The organism is Streptomyces sp. SDT5-1, assembly GCF_052245995.1.
In the GTDB taxonomy this organism is placed as follows: domain Bacteria; phylum Actinomycetota; class Actinomycetes; order Streptomycetales; family Streptomycetaceae; genus Streptomyces.
Genome location: NZ_CM125963.1, coordinates 4,566,949 through 4,585,253 on the forward strand (window position 1 = coordinate 4,566,949; position 18,305 = coordinate 4,585,253).

General features: G+C 72.1%; 9 protein-coding genes and 1 rRNA gene. 6 read left to right on the forward strand and 4 right to left on the reverse strand.

Features of this window, described 5'->3' with window-relative positions; translation table 11 throughout:
- Nucleotides 1-3 precede the first annotated feature (3 nt).
- Nucleotides 4-1,434 (reverse strand): MFS transporter, encoded by a 1,431-nt coding sequence (locus ACTWJ8_RS21070; RefSeq protein ID WP_356389799.1) that lies wholly within the window; start codon nt 1,432-1,434, stop codon nt 4-6.
- A gap of 607 nt (nt 1,435-2,041) precedes the next feature.
- Here ACTWJ8_RS21070 and ACTWJ8_RS21075 point away from each other — a divergent pair.
- Nucleotides 2,042-4,135, forward strand: coding sequence for an asparagine synthase-related protein (locus tag ACTWJ8_RS21075; RefSeq protein ID WP_356389801.1), 2,094 nt, complete (start codon nt 2,042-2,044; stop codon nt 4,133-4,135).
- A gap of 72 nt (nt 4,136-4,207) precedes the next feature.
- The gene (locus ACTWJ8_RS21080; RefSeq protein WP_443260009.1) at nt 4,208-7,447 is read left to right on the forward strand and encodes an ATP-binding protein; all 3,240 of its coding nucleotides are present in this window, start codon (nt 4,208-4,210) and stop codon (nt 7,445-7,447) included.
- 48 nt (nt 7,448-7,495) lie between these two features.
- Here the strand turns inward: ACTWJ8_RS21080 and ACTWJ8_RS21085 are convergent, their stop codons facing one another.
- Together ACTWJ8_RS21085 and ACTWJ8_RS21090 are read right to left on the reverse strand one after the other, a co-directional pair.
- A complete protein-coding gene (locus ACTWJ8_RS21085; protein ID WP_443260010.1) occupies nt 7,496-9,427 on the reverse strand; it encodes a sigma-70 family RNA polymerase sigma factor in 1,932 nt (643 codons plus the stop codon).
- A gap of 260 nt (nt 9,428-9,687) precedes the next feature.
- On the reverse strand, nt 9,688-10,440 hold the full coding sequence (locus ACTWJ8_RS21090) for a TetR/AcrR family transcriptional regulator (RefSeq protein WP_356389807.1): 753 nt from the start codon (nt 10,438-10,440) through the stop codon (nt 9,688-9,690).
- Between the two features lie 376 nt (nt 10,441-10,816).
- Here ACTWJ8_RS21090 and ACTWJ8_RS21095 point away from each other — a divergent pair, with 376 nt between their 5' ends.
- Complete coding sequence (locus tag ACTWJ8_RS21095) at nt 10,817-12,232, forward strand: NAD(P)/FAD-dependent oxidoreductase (RefSeq protein ID WP_443264950.1); 1,416 nt, start codon at nt 10,817-10,819, stop codon at nt 12,230-12,232.
- A 163-nt stretch (nt 12,233-12,395) separates the two neighbouring features.
- Nucleotides 12,396-14,048 carry an ATP-binding SpoIIE family protein phosphatase gene (locus ACTWJ8_RS21100; RefSeq protein WP_443260011.1) on the forward strand — a complete coding sequence of 551 codons (1,653 nt, stop codon included), beginning with the start codon at nt 12,396-12,398 and terminating at the stop codon, nt 14,046-14,048.
- Nucleotides 14,049-14,123: 75 nt separating this feature from the next.
- Here the strand turns inward: ACTWJ8_RS21100 and ACTWJ8_RS21105 are convergent, their stop codons facing one another.
- Nucleotides 14,124-15,398: an MFS transporter gene (locus tag ACTWJ8_RS21105; RefSeq protein ID WP_443264952.1), complete on the reverse strand. Its 1,275-nt coding sequence runs from the start codon at nt 15,396-15,398 to the stop codon at nt 14,124-14,126.
- Between the two features lie 145 nt (nt 15,399-15,543).
- Between ACTWJ8_RS21105 and ACTWJ8_RS21110 the strand changes: the two genes are divergently transcribed.
- Together ACTWJ8_RS21110 and ACTWJ8_RS21115 are read left to right on the forward strand one after the other, a co-directional pair.
- On the forward strand, nt 15,544-16,101 hold the full coding sequence (locus ACTWJ8_RS21110) for a MarR family winged helix-turn-helix transcriptional regulator (protein ID WP_356389811.1): 558 nt from the start codon (nt 15,544-15,546) through the stop codon (nt 16,099-16,101).
- A gap of 620 nt (nt 16,102-16,721) precedes the next feature.
- Nucleotides 16,722-18,247 (forward strand): 16S ribosomal RNA (locus tag ACTWJ8_RS21115).
- Nucleotides 18,248-18,305: the final 58 nt, after the last annotated feature.

Consider the following 18,305-nt stretch of genomic DNA (forward strand, 5'->3'; position numbering starts at 1 on the left):
GGCCTACGCCGGCGCCATCAGCAGCGGCCGGGCCCGCTCGCGCAGCTCCACCACCCGCGGCTCGTCCCCGTACGGCTCCAGCCGGTGCAGCAGATCCTTCACGTACTCGGTGGTGCGCGCGGACGAGATCCGCCCGGCCACCTCGAGCGCCCGCGTCCCCTGCTCGCACGCCGCGTCCAGGTTCCCCGACTCCAGCTCGGCGACCGCCGACACCACGAGCCGCAGCCCGTGCGAGCGCACGAACTCCTCCGTGGGCTTCGACAGCGCCTGCTCCGTGAAGCGCCGCACCTGCCGGGGCGCCTTCAGATCGCGGTAGCACTCGGCCGCGTCCGCCGCGAACCGGTCGTAGGAGTAGAAGCCGAGCCAGGACGGGTCCGTGTCGCCGTCTCGCGCCCGCTCCAGCCAGCCCTCGGCGGCCCGCAGCGCGCCGCCGGCCGCGTGCGCGTCACCGGCGCGCGCGTGCGCGCGTGCCTCGATGAGCCGGAAGAAGCTCATGGTCCGCGCGGTCGCGAGGCCGCGGTTGCGCTCGATGGCGGCCTGCGCGAGGTCGACGCCCTCGTCGCCGAAGCCGCGGTAGGTGGCCTGGAGGGACATGGAGGCGAGCACATAGCCGCCCAGTGGCACGTCGGCCGCCGCGCGGGCGAGGCGCAGCGCCTGGATGTAGTACCGCTGCGCCGCCTCCTGCTGCCCGGTGTCGAACGCCATCCACCCGGCGAGCCGCGTCAGTTCGGCCGCGGCCCCGAACAGCGAGCGCCCCACTTCGTCGGAGTACGAGCCGAGCAGCAGCGGCGCCGCCTCGACCCGCAGGCACTCGGGCACCATCGACGAACGCCAGTCGCCGCCCCCGTACTTGGAGTCCCAGCGCCGCGCGTCCTCGGCGGCCTCGCGCAGCTTCTGCACATCGCTGTGGCCGACCTTCTGCGGGGCGCCCTCCTCCGCTCCGTCGGAGTGGTGCGGCTCGCGCGCCACCGAGGAGTCGGCGGGGGATATCAGCCAGCGCGAGGCGGGCGTCGCGTACGCGCTCACCGCGAACGAGCCGGCCAGCGACTGCCAGATCCCGCCGCTGCCGGCCCGCCGCCCGGCGAGGTCGAGCCGGTACAGCTCCGTCGCGGACTTCACCGCCGCCCGTACGTCGCGCGGGAAGGCGAGGCCCACCTCGGGCGCGGGGTCCGCGTCGGCGAGGCCGATCTCGTGCAGCGGTACGGGGCGGCCGAGCTTCTGGCCGATGGCGGCGGCGATGAGGTGCGGCGCCGCGCCCTGCGGCACCATGCCCTTCGACACCCAGCGCGCCACCGACGTCTTGTCGTAGCGCAGCGTCAGACCTCGTTGCGACCCGAGGTCGTTGACGCGGCGGGCCAGTCCCGCGTTGCTGATTCCCGCGAGGGCGAGAACGGCGCCGAGCTTTTCGTTCGGCCCGCGTTGCTCCCTGGACATGAGCCACCCCTCGACACAGACGGCTGCCGCGCCGGGCACCACACCGACTTTTCGGCCTGGCATAACCGCGCGGCATTCGTACACCCAGCGTAGTTCGCCGCATCCCAAGCGTTAAGGGTCGTCATTCCGGATGGCGGGATTGTTGTCCGTACTGAAGTACGGCGCAGGCCACGCCGTGTGACCGTGTGCTCCGGGCGTGGTGCCGTGCGCCCGTGCGTGCGCTCTTACCGGGAGGCCGTACCGGCGGTTGCATGGGACCTGCGTGGGTCGGCCCGCTGTACTGGATCCAGTGGGCTGGGGGACACCGCCGCCTACATCCCCGCGGGCGGCGGACCGGTCCGGGAGGCGAACCGCGCCTCCCGGACTGTGCGTTGCGCGCTGTGGTTGAAGCGGGGTGGTCAGCTCCGGCCAACGGCGGCCGATTTGGCTGATTCTCGCCCCTGTCATCCTGACTGGCCTGGGTTGTGCCACGGTTCAACCACGGCTCAAATGGGGCGCATTAGGGGGAGCGTACGCCATTTCCCGCTCCCCACTTGCACCCTCTTCGAGGCCTCCTTCGTGGCAGCATGGGTTTCCCTTGTGTTGTCCACAGTCTGTGGAGGCGGCGATGCGCTGGTTGGTGGGGTGGAGCAGTGCCGCCACCGGGCCCGTTGCGCTCGGCTCCGCGGGCGCCATGGGGTCGGAGGGCGAGACCGTCCACCCGGTGGGTTCCCAACTCCTGTGGGGCGACCCGGATCCGCTGTGGGCCGTCGGCGACTGGCGCCCCGACGAAGTGCGCATCGTGAAGGCGGACGAGCAGACCAGGATCGCGGTCCTCGGGGTGTGCGGCGCCACCGACGAACAACTGAGGGTGGGCCTCTTCGCGGCGCGCGGCGGCGCCCTGCGCCACCTCACGGCCTGGCCCGGCAGCTACACGGCGGTCGTCCAGGCGGGCCGCCGCGTCACCGTGGTCGGCGACCTCGCGGGCGCGCGCCCCGTCTTCCACACCCCGTGGGCGGGCGGCACCGCGTACGCGACGGCGGCGCTCCCGCTCGCCGACCTCATCGAGGCCAACCTGGACGTCGGGCACCTGGCCGCGCTCCTCGCCGCGCCCGACGTTCCCGAGGCGCTGCACGACTCGACGCCGTACCAGGGCGTCCACCGCATCCCGCCGGGCCACGCCCTCATCCTGCGCGCCGGGTCCCGCGAGATCGCCGGCTACGAGCCGGTGGCCTCGCTCGCCGTGGGCGCGGGCCCCGTCGACGAGGACCGGGCCGTGGACGAGGTCAGGGACGCCCTCGTGGACGCCGTGCGGACCCGCCTCGCCGCGCCCCGGCACGTGCCGGGCACCGACCTCGACCCGGGGCCCGTGCCCGGCATGGGCCCCGCAGAGCGCAGGGCCGCCCGCGGCATGCCCGTGCCCGGCATCGGGGCCGACGTCTCCGGGGGGCCCGCGTCCGGCACCCTCGCGCTGCTCGCGGCGGGCCTGCCCGGCATGCCCGGCACGGTCCTCGGGCACGGCACGGGCGCGGGCGAGCGCCTGCTGGCCGTCACCTTCAACGACCGCTCGTCCCGCGCCGACCAGCACGAGGCCGAGCTGGAGCGGGCGGGGGCGCTCGCCGCGAACCCGCGCCTGCACCACGTCGTGGTCGCGGCCGGCGAGGAGGCGCTCCCGTACGCCGAGCTGGACGGCCCGCTCACCGACGAGCCGAGCTCCTCCCTGGTCACGGCCGCCCGGCACCGCGCCCGCCTCGCCTCGGGCAGCGCCGACCACTTCACCGGATACGGGGCGCGGCAGGTCCTCGACGCCCACCCCGCGCGCCTGGCCGACCTGTTGATGGACCGGCGCAGACGCCACATGGTGCGCCCCGTCGCCGCCCTCACGAAGGCGGACGGCTCCCTCACGGTCCCGGCACGCGTCTACGGAGCGGCCCGAAAACTTGCCCGTACGCCCTACAAGGCGGGCCTCGAAGGGCTCTCCAGCCGACTCCTCCAGCGCAGCTTCGAGGAGCCGGGCGGCGCCGTCGGCGCGTCCCTCGCCGCCCTCGCGTGGGCCAGACCGGGGCCCGCCGCGCGCTGGCTGACCGGGGAGGCCCTCGCAGAAGTATCGGTTCGCCTGCACGACGGCACGACCCGTCCGGGGCCCGGGCCCGGACAGCGCCCCGGAGAGTTCAGGGCCCGCGCCGGCCTCGCCCGGCACGCCGCCGACCTGCGCATCCTCGAACAGGCCGCGGAGGTCCGCTTCCAGCGGCTGCACGCCCCGTTCCTCGACAACCAGGTGGTGCGCGCCTGCCGCGCCCTGCCCGAGGCGCTGCGCGTCCAGCCGGGCGCCCGCGCCGACATCCTGCGCCGCGTCCTCGAAGGCGCGGGCGTCAGCGAGCTGCCGCCCGGCTGGGGCGCCCCCTCGCACGCCTCCTCCTCGGCGGCCACGCGCGCGGGGCTCCGGCTCGCCGCCGACCACCTGATCGGGCTCTTCGAGACGCCCCTGCTCGCGCAGACCGGGCTCGTCGAGGCCCGCGTCGTCCGCAAGGCCCTGCGCGCGGCGGCCGACGGCGAGCCGCTGCCCCTCGACGGCCTCGCCGACCTCGTCGCCCTCGAACTGTGGCTGCGCCGCCTCCTCGCCCGCCGCGGCACCTGCTGGACCGGCACCCCCGCACGCGCGCGTGCCGTGCCGACCGGCAGCGTCGTCCCGGAGCGCGCCCTGGGGGCCGGGCCCAGGTAGGGCACCGCGCGGAAGGGGCAGCTCCGGGCAAAAAACTGGGCCCTCCCGTCGCCGTCCGGTGACAATGCCTCAGTGCAGTACAAGATCCTGGGAACCACACAGGCATACGACGACGGGGGCGCGCCCGTGCCCGTGGGCGGCGCACGCCTGCGCGCACTGCTCGCCTCCCTGGCGCTGCACACCCCGCACACCGCCCCGACGGACACGCTCATCGACGACGTGTGGGCCGACGACCCGCCCGCCGACGCCGCTGCCGCCCTCCAGGCGCTGGTCGGCAGGCTCCGCCGCGCGCTCGGCAAGGAGGCCGTCACCTCCGAGACCGGCGGCTACCGCCTCGCCGCGACCCGCGACGACGTGGACCTGCACGTCTTCGAGCGCCTGACCCGCGAGGGCACCGCGGCCCTCGCCGCCGACGACCCGGTGACCGCCGCCGACACCCTGCGCGACGCGCTCGCCCTGTGGCGCGGCCCCGCCCTCGCCGACCTCCCCGACCGCACCGCCGCCACCCGCCACGAGGCCCGCCGCCAGGACGCCACCCGCGCGCGCGTGGCGGCGGACCTGCGCCTGGGCCGCGCCGCCGAGCTCGTACCGGAGCTGCGGGAGCTGACCGCCGCCCATCCGTACGACGAGCCGCTGCACGCCCTGCTGATCCGGGCGCTGCGCGACGCGGGCCGCGGCGCGGACGCCCTCGCCGCCTACGAGTCGGCGCGCCGGGAACTGGCGGACGGCCTCGGAGCGGACCCCGGGCCCGAACTCACGGCCCTGCACGCCGAATTGCTGGCGCCGCGGGCCGGGGCGGCGCCCGGGGAACCCGCATCGCAGGTCCTCGACATGCCCACGCCGCGCCCGGCGCCCCGAACCGGCAACCTCCGTCCCCGACTTAACTCCTTCGTGGGCCGGGAACCCGAACTCGCCGCCATCCGTTCCCACTTGCGAGGAGCACGCCTGGTCACCCTCACGGGCCCCGGCGGCTCCGGCAAGACCCGCCTGGCGGAGGAGGCAGCGGCCCCTCTCCCGCACGCCTGGCTGGTCGAGCTGGCGCCGCTCGACGACCCGGAAGCGGTGCCCGGCGCGGTCGTCAGCGCCCTGGACCTGCGCGAGACGGTCCTCAAGACGAACGAGCTGTCGGGCCCGCAGACCGACCCGACCAGCCTCCTCGTAGAGCACTGCGCACACCGCAGCCTGCTCCTGATCCTTGACAACTGCGAACACGTGATCGGCGCGGCCGCCCGGCTCGCCGAGACCCTCCTCACGCGCTGCCCCGGCCTCACGATCCTCGCCACCAGCCGCGAACCCCTCGGAGTACCGGGGGAGTCCGTCCGCCCCGTCGAGCCGCTGCCACCGGACCCCGCCCACCGCCTGTTCGCCGAACGGGCCGCCGCGGTCCGCCCCGGTTTCGACCCCAGCCAGGATCAGCGGGCCGTCGCCGAGATCTGCCGCCGCCTCGACGGGCTGCCGCTCGCCATCGAGCTGGCCGCCGCCCGCCTGAGACTCCTCACGCCCCGCCAGATCGCGGACCGCCTAGACGACCGCTTCCGCCTGCTGACCGGCGGCAGCCGCACCGTACTGCCCCGCCAGCAGACCCTCCGCGCGGTCGTCGACTGGTCCTGGGACCTGCTCGACGAGCGGGAGCGCGGCACCCTGCGCGAGCTGTCGGTGTTCGCCGGCGGCTGGGACCTGGAGGCGGCGGAGGCCGTCTGCTCCACCGAAGAGGTCGCCGACGTCATCGGCTCCCTCCTCGACAAGTCCCTGATCGTCGCCGCGTCCCACGAGGAGCGGCGCGGCGACGGCATGCGCTACCGAATGCTGGAGACCATCCACGAGTACGCCACCGAGCGCGCGGCCGAGACCCCCGAAACCCTGGAGGCGGCCGAGCGGCGGCACATCGCGCACGTACGCGCGCTGGTCGAGGCCGCCGACCCCCGGCTGCGCTCCGCCGAGCAGCTGCCGTGGATCCAGCGTCTGGAGACGGATCTCGACAACATCAGGGCGGCGCTGACCCGCGTCACCTCCGGGAGCACCGCGGACGAGGAGGCGGCGATCGACCTCGCCCTGCACCTCGGCTGGTTCTGGTGGCTGCGCAACTACCGCACGGAGGGCACCGCCTGGGTCGAGCGGGTCGTGGCGCTGCTGCCGGACAGATCGGCGCCCGAAGACCCCGAGGACCCGCTGCACTGGCCCCGGATGAACGTGCGGCTGCTCGCCCTGTTCCTCCAGTCCGAGGTGTACCCGCACAGCACCGTCGCCGCCGAGGAGGACCGGGCGTACGCGCAGCGCGTGCAGGCGGCGTTCGCGCCGCCCAGCCCGCAGGGCGCCCGCTTCCCCGGCATCATCTGGCCGTTCATGCTCTTCCTCCTGGGCGACGAGAGCGGCGAGGACGTGCGCGCCTCCCTGGACGCCGCCGTCGCCAACTGCCGCCGCTTCGGAGGCGACTGGGAGCTCGGCGTCACCCTCATGTTCCGCGCGCACATGGCGGTCGACATGCCGGGCAACATGAGCGGCGTCGACGACGACCTCGCCGAGCTGCGGGGCCTGAGTCGTCGCGTCGGCGACCGCTGGATGCGGGCCCAGGTGTGCAGCGCGGCGGGCGAGGCCGCCATGGGGCGCGGCCGGTTCGAGGACGCCAAGGGCGAGTACGAGGAGGCACTGCTGCTCGCCTACGAGGTGGGGGCGTACGCCGAGTCGCCCTTCCTCATGGCGCGCCTCGCCGAGATCGCGTTCCGCGCGGGCGACCCCGAGACCGCGCGCAAGACGCTCGACATGGCGACCGAGGAGGCCGAGCGGTACGGGGTGGTGGACACGGCGGCGTTCGCCCGGCTGCTGCGCGCGTACCTCGCCCTGTCGGAGGGCGACGTGGCCCGCGCGCGCGAGCACTGCGACGCGTCCCGCGCGGTGGCCGAGGGCGGCACCCCGCCGCCGCAGTTCGTGGCGGCGCTCGGCGTGGTCGAGGCCCGCGTCACGGCGGCCGAGTCGGGCCCGGAGGCGGGTCTGGAGAAGGTGGTCGGGCTGCTGCGCGACGACGTCCTGGGGCAGACCGCCGAGTCGGTGACGGCGGGCCTCGTCGACGTGGGCGCCGAACTGCACGTGCGGGCGGGCGACATGGCGCGCGCGGTGCGCCTGTTCGCCGCCGCCGACGCGCTGCGCGCCGGGCTGCCGAGGTCGATGCCGGAGCGCGAGGAGTACGCGGACGCCGAGGCACGCGCGCGTGCGGAGCTCGGCGAGGCACGGTACGCGGCCGAGCGCGCGGCGGGCGGCGCGCTCACGCACGAGGGGCTGCTCGCGGACCTGGCGGGCGCGACCGGCGTCGACTGAACCGGCGGCGACTGGCCGGCCGCCGCCGCGCGCTCGGCCACGTACCGGTCAGGTGCAGGTGAAGCGGGACTCCGCCCAGTCGGCGACCGCCACCGAGTCCGCCGGGCTGTTCGGCTCGGTGACCAGCCGGATCGACTTCGCCCCCGACACGTTCACATGCACCGGCACCGCCGGCTGGCGGCCCTTGACCACGGAGGAGCTCCAGGCCCGCGCCCCGTCGACGTAGACGGAGAACCGGACCGCGCCGAGGCCCAGCGTCATGTCGTCGATCCCGGCATACGCGTCGTACGTCGTGCAGCTGCGGTTGAGGTCGATGGTGACGGAGGACTTCGAGTGCACCGAGACGCCCTTCGCGTACTGCTTGTCGGCGATCGACATGCCGGAGCGCTGCCACACCCAGCTGGACTCGCCGAGGCGGATCTCCGGCTGCGAGCCGTCGCCCGTGGTGTCGTACCGCAGTTCGTTCACCGGGTAGACCTTCGGGGCCGGCGGGGGCGTCGGCTTCGGGGTCGGCTTGGGCGGCGTCGGCTTGGGGGCAGGGGGCTTCGGCTTCGGGGGCTTCGGCTTGGGCGTCGGGGTCGGTGTCGGCTTCGGGGCAGGGGGCTTCGGCTTCGGAGGCGTCGGCTTGGGCGCCGGGGGCTTGGGCTCCGGCGCAGGCGGCTTCGGCTTCGGCTCGGGCTTCTTCGGCTCGACCGGCTGCGAGGCGGGCGGCGGCGCCTTCTCGTGCGCCTCCGTCTTCGGCTTCGGGTCACCGGCGAGCGCGATCGCCAGCGCGACCGCGGTCCCCGCCGCCACCACACCGGCCGCGATACCGGCCTTCGCGGGCGCCCCGAGTCCCTCGGAGGCCGCGCCGCCCGCGGCGCCGCCCGTGGACCCGCTGCCCGTCGCCGCGGCCGCACCGGCCCCGGCCGCGCCCGCGGCTCCCGCCGCGCCGCCCCCGATGAACGCGGCGGCCTTCGCGTACCCGGCGGCGCCGAACCAACCGATGACCGCGATCGGCACGACGCCCGGGATGCCGCTGGCGACTTCCTTGAGCTGCCCGGCCGCGAGGCGGCACTTGGCGCACTCCTCCATGTGCTTGCGCAGACCCCGCTCCGCCCGGGTGCGCAGGCTGCCCCGCGCGTAGGCGCCGAGCCGGTCCGCGTAGCGGGCGCACTCCTCGGACTGGGTGAGCGTGGTCGAGACGTGGGCCTGGAGGTAGGCCTCCTTCAGGCCCTCGCGGGCCCGCTTGGCGAGCACGCGCGTGCCGTTGGCGTCGAGCCCGAAGAGCGTCGCGACCTCGCTCGGCGACTCCTCCTCGACCTCGGTGTGCCACAGCACGGCCTGCCAGCGCTCGGGCAGCGAGCGGAAGGCCTGCATGGCCATCGACTGCTCGGCCTCGTGCATCGCCCGGACGTCGGCGCCCAGGTCGAGGGTGTCGTCGTCGCTGGCCTCCCGGGAGCGGGCGTCCTGCGTGGCGAACACGGCGAAATCGTCGACGAGGTGCTCGCGCTTGGCCGACTTCGTCCAGCCCGCGGCCACACGGCGCACCGTGGTCAGCAGATAGGCGCGGACGGCGTGCTCGGGGCCGCTGCCGCTGCGGACTGCCTGCAGGGTGCGGGCGAAGACCTCGGCCGTCAGGTCGTCGGCGGTGTGCCCGTCGCGGCAGCAGGTGCGCGCGTAGCGGCGGACGGCGGCGGAGTGGCGGCGGTACAGCTCCTCGTAGGCACTGTCGTCGCCCGCGCGCATACGGCCGATGAGGTCGGCGTCGGACGAGGGCGGCGCCTCGTCGGCACCCGGCGCGGAACCGACCGCGGCGCCCGCGGCGGCCCCCGGAGCCGAGCCGCTCTCGCGCTGGGGCGGCACCGATGCCTGCGTGTCCGGATGCTCGGCCGGCGTCCTTCCCGGACCGCCCTGGCTCGGCACCTGCTGCGGGGGAGGAGTCCCGGCGCTCGTCCCGGCGCCCTCCGGCCGCTGCTCGTCCCGACCGTCAACGCTCATTGCGGAATGCCCCCGACCGCCCACTCTGACCCGATCACCGGGAAAGAGTGCCACACGGGGCGGCCCACGAAGGAGTTGCTGCACGGCAACCACTCATCCGTGGAGATTTCGCGTACTCAACCCCTAAGGATCACCCGTTCGGGGAAGGCTCAACCACCCTGTCGACACCGCGAGTTGACCGCCCGTGACGGCGCGGTCAACCCACGGTTAACGGGTGCGCTTCCGTGAGGATCCCGGAGACCCCGCGAGGGCCCGGCAGGTCACGCGGGACGCGAGCGCAGCCCCTCGAGCAGGATGTCGAGCAGCCGGGCCGAGGCCGCCGCCTGCTGCGCGGCGTCCGGCAGCGAGGGCGCCGCCGTCGCGATCACGAGCAGCACGTCCGACACCGTGACGTCGGTCCGCAGCTCACCGGCCTCCCGCGCGCGGTCCACGAGCCGGCCCACGACCTCCAGGAGCGCCGCGGCTCCCGCGTCGTCCGCGGGCAGCGCCTCCTGCTCGGCCGGCGGCCGCTGCTCGACGAGCCGCAGCTCCGGAGTCGCGGCCCGCTGCTCCGGCACCCGCACCTCCTCGTGCGCCCCGTCGTCGGAGTCGGCGACGCCGACCCGCAGCACCTGCGGAGGCAGCAGCCGGCCGGCCCCGGAGGCCACCGAGGTCCGCAGGAAGCGCGAGAGCGCCGACCACGGCTCGTCCTCCTGACCGAGCGCCGTGCGCGCCTGGTCGGTCAGCCGGGCCGTCTCCTCCTCGGCTATCCGCCGCACCAGTACGTCCTTGCTGGGGAAGCGCCGGTACACCGTGCCCACCCCGACGCGGGCGCGCCGCGCCACGTCCTCCATGGGCGCCCCGTACCCCAGCTCGCCGAAGACCTCCCTGGCCGCACGCAGCACGTGCTCCAGGTTGCGCTGCGCGTCCACGCGCAGCGGCGTGGAACGCGAACCGTCGCCGGCGCCACGCCCGTTGGCACCCGCGGGCGCCACGGCAGAGGCCGAGGTCCAATGAGAGTCCTGAATGTGCATATGTGTTCCCCCGGTAATGACGTCTCCCCCCGGAGACACTCCCCGCCATTGTCTGTCGGAGCCGGAGGAACAGACAGCGATTTCCGGGACCGCGTCCCGGCCCCGCCCGCGTATCCCCCCAGACACCCCGACAGGAGACGAACATAGTTGAGCCGGGAGCAATTCAGAAGAGGCAGGTTCCGCACCGGGGGCCCCTCGAAAGGAGGATGTGCGGGATTCCGCCATGACCGCCGGCCGGCCCGCCACCCCGGCCCACGGCCCCGCTTCGGACGCTGACCTGCATTCCTTGCGCGTACATCGGTCGACAAGCGGTCCAGGACGGGCACTTCTGGTCGTCATACAAATGGTCGGGACTGTGGACAAACGCATGGGCCCGATGCGTCATGGGAGGGTGAGGGAACCTGCGCGCATTCTTGTAGTCGGCGGCGGTTACGTCGGGATGTACACGGCTCTGCGTCTCCAGAAGAAGCTCAAACCGGAGCTCAAGAGCGGGGCCGTGGAGATCGTCGTGATCACCCCCGACCCGTACATGACCTATCAGCCTTTCCTGCCCGAGGCCGCCGCCGGGTCCATCTCTCCGCGCCACGTCGTGGTCTCGCTGCGCCGCGCGCTCGACCAGTGCCAGGTGATCGTCGGCGAGGCGCAGTCCGTCGACCACGCCAAGCGCACGGTCACGTACACCACGCTGGCCAGCGACGAGGAGGGCACGGGCGCGGCCACCCTCACGTACGACGAACTCGTCCTCGCGCCCGGCTCGATCTCCCGCACGCTCCCGGTCCCCGGGCTCGCCGACCACGGCATCGGGTTCAAGACCGTCGAAGAGGCCATCGGCCTGCGCAACCACGTCATCGAACAGCTCGACATCGCCTCCTCCACCCGCGACCCCGCGGTCCGCGACGCGGCGCTGACCTTCGTCTTCGTAGGAGGCGGATACGCGGGCGTGGAGGCGCTCGGCGAGCTGGAGGACATGGCCCGGTACGCGGCGAAGTACTACCACAACGTCAAGGCGGAGGACCTGAAGTGGATCCTCGTGGAGGCGTCCGACCGGATCCTGCCCGAAGTGGGCCCCGAAATGGGCCAGTACACGATCCGTGAACTGCGCGGACGCAATATCGACGTGCGCCTGGAGACCCGCCTCGAATCCTGCGAGCACCGTGTCGCCGTGCTCAGCGACGGCTCCCGCTTCCCCACCCGCACCGTCGTGTGGACCGCGGGCGTCAAACCCAGTCCGCTGCTCGCCGCCACAGACCTGCCGCTGACCGGACGCGGCCGCCTCAAGTGCGCCGCCACCCTCGCCGTCGACGGCGCCCCGCACGCCTGGGGCGCGGGCGACGCCGCCGCCGTCCCCGACATCACGGACCCCGGCAAGGGGTGCGCGCCCAACGCCCAGCACGCGGTTCGCCAGGCCCGCACCCTCGGCGACAACATCGCGGCCTCCCTGCGCGGCGAACCCCTCACCGACTACGAGCACGCGTACGTGGGTTCGGTCGCCTCGCTCGGCCTGCACAAAGGCGTCGCGCACGTCTACGGACGCAAACTGAAGGGCTACCCTGCCTGGTTCATGCACCGCGTCTACCACCTCAGCAGGGTGCCCACCGTGAACCGCAAGGCCCGCGTCCTCACCGAATGGACGCTCACCGGCCTGTTCAAGCGAGAGATCGTCTCGCTGGGCTCGCTGGAACGGCCCCGCGCCGAGTTCGAACTCGCGGCCGGAGCGGTCCCTCCTACGGACCCATCTGGAGGACCCTCGCGCGACACCCCGCACGGGCCGCCGCAGAACCCGAAGGGGTAGCCCTGAGCGCGTTGTTGACGCCCACGGAGCGGCACAGCTGACCGGAGCGCGGAACTCCCGCTCACGGACCGGCGTCTGACGTTTGTCAGTACGGTCCGCCAGACTGGTCCACGACCCTGGGCGGGCCCCTCGCCCGCCCTCGACCCCACGAGGCTTTTCCCCTGTGAACTTCACGCGCTGGAGCGCCCGGCTCCCCGGAACGCAGCGCCGCGCCGCGGCGCGGGCCGACCACGGCGGACCCCAGCGGGGCGACGGCGCGGTCCCCGCGGCCCGCGCCGAGCAGCTGTCCGACGACCCGCCGCGCGAGGACGGCGCCGTCGGCTGCGTCGACGACCTGCCCGTGCGCGAGGTCCTCGACCGCATCCCCGGGCTCGTCGCCCTCGTGCACGGCCCCGAGCACCGCATCGCGTACGTCAACGACGCCTACGTCGCGGCCTTCGGCGAGCGGCAGGCCGGCGAGCCCGCCCACGAGGCGCTGCCCGAGCTGGACGAGCTCAGCCTGCTCCCGCTCCTCGACCAGGTGCTGCGCTCCACCAAGCCCCGCACGGTCAAGTCCCGCAAGACGTCCGGCGGCCGCTCGTACACCGTCACCTGCACCCCGCTGGAGACCGCCGAGGGCCCCGGCGTCCTCGTCTTCGCCGCCGACGTCACCGACCACGCGGAGGCCGCCGAGCGGCTGCGCACCAGCGAACGCGAACAGCGCGAGACCGCCGTCACGCTCCAACGCTCGCTCCTGCCCCAGGAGTTGGAGGAGCCCGACGACCTGCGCATCGCCGCCACCTACCTGCCAGGCGGCACCGAGGCCGCCGTCGGCGGCGACTGGTACGACGTGATCACCCTCGGCGGCGGCCGCACCGCCCTCGTCATCGGCGACGTCATGGGCCGCGGCGTGCGCGCGGCCGCCGTCATGGGCCAGCTCCGCACGGCGGTCCGCGCCTACGCGCGCCTGGACCTGCCCCCGCACGAAGTACTGCAACTGCTGGACGGCCTGGCCACCGAGATCGACCCGCACCAGATCGCCACCTGCGTCTACGCCGTCCACGACCCGAACGAGGGCCGCCTCGTCTACGCGTCCGCCGGCCATCTGCCGATCCTCGTACGCGACGAGAACGGCACGATCCACCGCGCCGACGAACCCACCGGGCCGCCGCTCGGCACCGGCGGCTGGCTGCACACCTCGGGATCGGTGCCGCTCGGCTCGGGCTCCACGGCCGTCCTCTACACCGACGGACTGGTCGAGCGGCGCGACGAGGACATCGACGAGGGGGTGGCCGCGCTCGAGAACGCGCTGGCGGGCGCCACCGGCACCCCCCAGGTGATCTGCGACCGCCTGATCCGCGCGGCGGGCGTCACCGCCGACCACGACGACGACGTCGCCGTCCTCGTCCTCCAGCACCCGGCCCGCAAGGGCACCGACGGCGAGCGCTTCCGCAACGCCGCGCTCGAACTCCTCGGCGGCGTGGAAGCGGCACCACGCGCGCGTGCCTTCGCGTCCGGCGTCCTCACCAGCTGGCGCTTCGCCGACGAACTCCACGACCTCGGCGTCCTCGCCGCCAGCGAACTCGTCGCGAACTCGCTCCAGCACGGCACCCCGCCGATGCGCCTGCGACTGCGCCGCACGGACCGCCGACTGATCATCGAGGTGACCGACGGGGACGACCACCTGCCGCGCCGCCGCCGCGCGGAACCCGCCGACGAGGCGGGACGCGGCATCGCGATCGTCGCCACCATCGCCGCGAACTGGGGATCGCGGCGCACACCGGGCGGCGGCAAGGCGGTCTGGTGCGAGTTCGTCCTGTCGGAGGACGTGGACTGACCTGGGCCGACGAAAGCAGCGAGGCGTGGGCGGGACCCCAGGGCCCACCCACGCCTCACGCCACTTCCGTCGCGCCTACGCCTCAGCGGTCGCCGGCTCCGGCGCACTGCGCATCACCACACGGCTCCCGGCCGTCGCCGGCCGCTCCTGCTCCGGAGTGAGCCGCTTGCCGAGCCGCAGCGCCAGCACCGTGATCGCCAGCGAGAACAGCACGAACGTCACGATGTACGGACCGTGCAGCGCGGCGCCCATCGGCCCGCCCACGGCCGGACCGACCGCCAGGGCCAGCTGCTTCACCAGCGCGAACGCCGAGTTGTACGAGCCGACCATGCCCGCCGGAGCGAGATCGGCGACCAGCGGGGCCACGGTCGGCGACAGCATCGCCTCACCGAGCCCGAACAGCGCGTACGTGGAGATGAACGCGGCCGTCGCCATCGCCTGGCTTCCGTTCCCGAGCCCCGCGTACCCGGCGATCAGCCACGCGACCGTCCAGATGAGGCCCACCGCGGCGATGACCCGCGTACGGTTGCGCCGCTCGACCAGCTTCAGCACCGCGAACTGGGCGACGACGATCATCGCCGTGTTGGCCGCGAGCGCGATGCCGAGCGTGGACGCCGAGATCCCGGCCGCCTCGACGCCGTACGCGCTGAGGCCCGACTCGAACTGCCCGTAGCAGGCGAAGAACAGCACGAACCCGAGCACGCACAGCTGCACCATCGCCCGGTGCCCGAGCAGCGCCCGCATGCCGCCGCCCGCGGCACCGTCCTTGGGAACGGACTCGCCGAGCACGGGGGAGTGCGGCATCCGCACGGTCAGCACGATCCCCGCGAGCACCAGGAACATCACGGCCTCGATGGAGAACAGCAGCAGGAAGCTGTCGGGACGCGACTCGTCGACGAGCTGACCGCCGATGAGCCCGCCGATACCGAGCCCCAGGTTCTGCAGGAAGAACTGCGTCGCGAACGAACGGGTCCGGGTCTCAGGCGCCGAGCACCACACGATCATCGTGGCGAGCGCCGGCTGAAGCACCGCCGTACCGGCTCCGAGCACCGCGGCGGCCACGATCGCGGCCGACTCGACGGTCGCCACCCCGAGACCGACCGCGCCCACGGCCGCCACGACCGAGGCCGCGACCAGTACGGGGAGCGGGCCGCGCCGGTCGATGGCGCGCCCGGTGAAGGGCAGGACGACGAGGGCGGCCATGGCGAACGCGGCCAGCACGATGCCCGCCGCACCGGCCCCGAGACCACGGACCTCCGCCACGTACACATAGAGGAACGGAACCGTGAAGCCGATCCCGAACGCGCTCAGCGCGCTGCCCACCTGAATCCGGCGCATCGCCGCGCCCATCGCCCTGGTCACTTTCACCTGCCCTTTCACGGGCCCGGTCACCGACCGGGCCTTAGCACTGAAGACTTAGAAGCTAAAGTTCGAAGCTAAAGAGTACACAGGCAAGGACTTCAACGCCAATCACACCCGTGCCATACTTCGCGCCATGGCGGACACCCAAGGCGCGCCGGCCGCCGAGCCGACGCTCGAAGAGCAGATCGCCGCGTACCAGCGCGAGTTCCAGGCCCTCGACCCCCAGGTCGAGCAGATCGTCTCGGCGCTCGGCAGACTCAACCGCCGCATGAACGTGGCGTACGGCCGCCAGACGGCGGAGATCGGGATCAGCAACACCGACTGGGAGGTCCTCAAGGCCCTCGTCCTCTCCGGCACCCCGTACCGCCTGGGCCCCGGCGACCTCGCCAAGCGCCTCGGCCTCACGCCCGCCGCGATGACCCACCGGATCGACCGCATGGTCCAGGAAGGTCTGGTCACCCGTGACCGGGACGAGAACAACCGCGTCCGCGTCATCGTCGAGCTGACCGAGGAGGGCCGCGAGAAGTGGATGGAAGCGATGCGCCTCGCCACGGTCTTCGAGGAGGACCTCCTCCAGGACCTCTCCCCGGCGGAGCGCGGCGCCCTGGGCGAGGTCCTCACCCGTCTTCTACGTCGGGTGGAAGACGCCCAGCCGGACGCCGGCGGCCGCCTCACGGACCTCGACGGATGACCTTGCCGGGCGGGGTTGACACGGGCCCGCCCGATCCGTAAAGTTCTTCGGGTTGCCACGGAGCCGTAACGGTTCTGCGACAGCACTTTCGCCGCTCGAAGCGGCACCCAACCTCAGCACGATCTCCCAACCGGGATTCTATTCGGCATGCCCGAATTCAATTCCGAACCCCCGATTAGCTCGGGGGCCGGGAATCCGCTAAAGTCTGGGACGTCGGAACGGCCCAACAGCCGCGAGGACAAGCCCCCCTGACTGGGAATCAGGCCCGAAAGGATCTGATAGAGTCGGAACCGCCGGAAGGTCGAAAGGCCGGAAAGCACCGAGGAAATCGGACCGGAAACGATCTGATAGAGTCGGAAACACGAAATACCGAAGGGAAGCGCCCGGAGGAAAGCCCGAGAGGGTGAGTACGAAGGAAGCGTCCGTTCCTTGAGAACTCAACAGCGTGCCAAAAATCAACGCCAGATATGTTGATACCCCGTCTCCAGCATCCGCTGGGACGAGGTTCCTTTGAAAAAGTCCATCCCTTTGGGATGGCGCACAGCGAGGACGCTGTGAACGGTCGGATTATTCCTCCGACTGTTCCGCTCTCGTGGTGTCACCCCGATTACGGGGAAGCATTCACGGAGAGTTTGATCCTGGCTCAGGACGAACGCTGGCGGCGTGCTTAACACATGCAAGTCGAACGATGAAGCCCTTCGGGGTGGATTAGTGGCGAACGGGTGAGTAACACGTGGGCAATCTGCCCTGCACTCTGGGACAAGCCCTGGAAACGGGGTCTAATACCGGATGACACTCCTTCAGGCATCTGGAGGGGTTGAAAGCTCCGGCGGTGCAGGATGAGCCCGCGGCCTATCAGCTTGTTGGTGAGGTAGTGGCTCACCAAGGCGACGACGGGTAGCCGGCCTGAGAGGGCGACCGGCCACACTGGGACTGAGACACGGCCCAGACTCCTACGGGAGGCAGCAGTGGGGAATATTGCACAATGGGCGCAAGCCTGATGCAGCGACGCCGCGTGAGGGATGACGGCCTTCGGGTTGTAAACCTCTTTCAGCAGGGAAGAAGCGAAAGTGACGGTACCTGCAGAAGAAGCGCCGGCTAACTACGTGCCAGCAGCCGCGGTAATACGTAGGGCGCAAGCGTTGTCCGGAATTATTGGGCGTAAAGAGCTCGTAGGCGGCTTGTCGCGTCGGTTGTGAAAGCCCGGGGCTTAACCCCGGGTCTGCAGTCGATACGGGCAGGCTAGAGTTCGGTAGGGGAGATCGGAATTCCTGGTGTAGCGGTGAAATGCGCAGATATCAGGAGGAACACCGGTGGCGAAGGCGGATCTCTGGGCCGATACTGACGCTGAGGAGCGAAAGCGTGGGGAGCGAACAGGATTAGATACCCTGGTAGTCCACGCCGTAAACGGTGGGCACTAGGTGTGGGCAACATTCCACGTTGTCCGTGCCGCAGCTAACGCATTAAGTGCCCCGCCTGGGGAGTACGGCCGCAAGGCTAAAACTCAAAGGAATTGACGGGGGCCCGCACAAGCAGCGGAGCATGTGGCTTAATTCGACGCAACGCGAAGAACCTTACCAAGGCTTGACATACACCGGAAACGTCCAGAGATGGGCGCCCCCTTGTGGTCGGTGTACAGGTGGTGCATGGCTGTCGTCAGCTCGTGTCGTGAGATGTTGGGTTAAGTCCCGCAACGAGCGCAACCCTTGTTCTGTGTTGCCAGCATGCCCTTCGGGGTGATGGGGACTCACAGGAGACCGCCGGGGTCAACTCGGAGGAAGGTGGGGACGACGTCAAGTCATCATGCCCCTTATGTCTTGGGCTGCACACGTGCTACAATGGCCGATACAATGAGCTGCGATACCGCAAGGTGGAGCGAATCTCAAAAAGTCGGTCTCAGTTCGGATTGGGGTCTGCAACTCGACCCCATGAAGTTGGAGTTGCTAGTAATCGCAGATCAGCATTGCTGCGGTGAATACGTTCCCGGGCCTTGTACACACCGCCCGTCACGTCACGAAAGTCGGTAACACCCGAAGCCGGTGGCCCAACCCCTTGTGGGAGGGAGCTGTCGAAGGTGGGACTGGCGATTGGGACGAAGTCGTAACAAGGTAGCCGTACCGGAAGGTGCGGCTGGATCACCTCCTTTCTAAGGAGCACTTCTAAGCCAAGCTTGCTTGGTTCAGAGGCCAGCATGCGAGCGAACG

What these genes read in the sequence shown, in the direction of transcription:
- ACTWJ8_RS21075 (WP_356389801.1), top strand. Translation starts at nt 2,042, where the DNA reads ATGCGCTGGTTGGTGGGGTGGAGCAGTGCCGCCACCGGGCCCGTTGCG.
- ACTWJ8_RS21110 (WP_356389811.1), top strand. Translation starts at nt 15,544, where the DNA reads ATGGCGGACACCCAAGGCGCGCCGGCCGCCGAGCCGACGCTCGAAGAG.
- ACTWJ8_RS21085 (WP_443260010.1), bottom strand. Translation starts at nt 9,427, where the DNA reads ATGAGCGTTGACGGTCGGGACGAGCAGCGGCCGGAGGGCGCCGGGACG.
- ACTWJ8_RS21070 (WP_356389799.1), bottom strand. Translation starts at nt 1,434, where the DNA reads ATGTCCAGGGAGCAACGCGGGCCGAACGAAAAGCTCGGCGCCGTTCTC.
- ACTWJ8_RS21090 (WP_356389807.1), bottom strand. Translation starts at nt 10,440, where the DNA reads ATGCACATTCAGGACTCTCATTGGACCTCGGCCTCTGCCGTGGCGCCC.
- ACTWJ8_RS21095 (WP_443264950.1), top strand. Translation starts at nt 10,817, where the DNA reads ATGCGTCATGGGAGGGTGAGGGAACCTGCGCGCATTCTTGTAGTCGGC.
- ACTWJ8_RS21105 (WP_443264952.1), bottom strand. Translation starts at nt 15,398, where the DNA reads ATGGGCGCGGCGATGCGCCGGATTCAGGTGGGCAGCGCGCTGAGCGCG.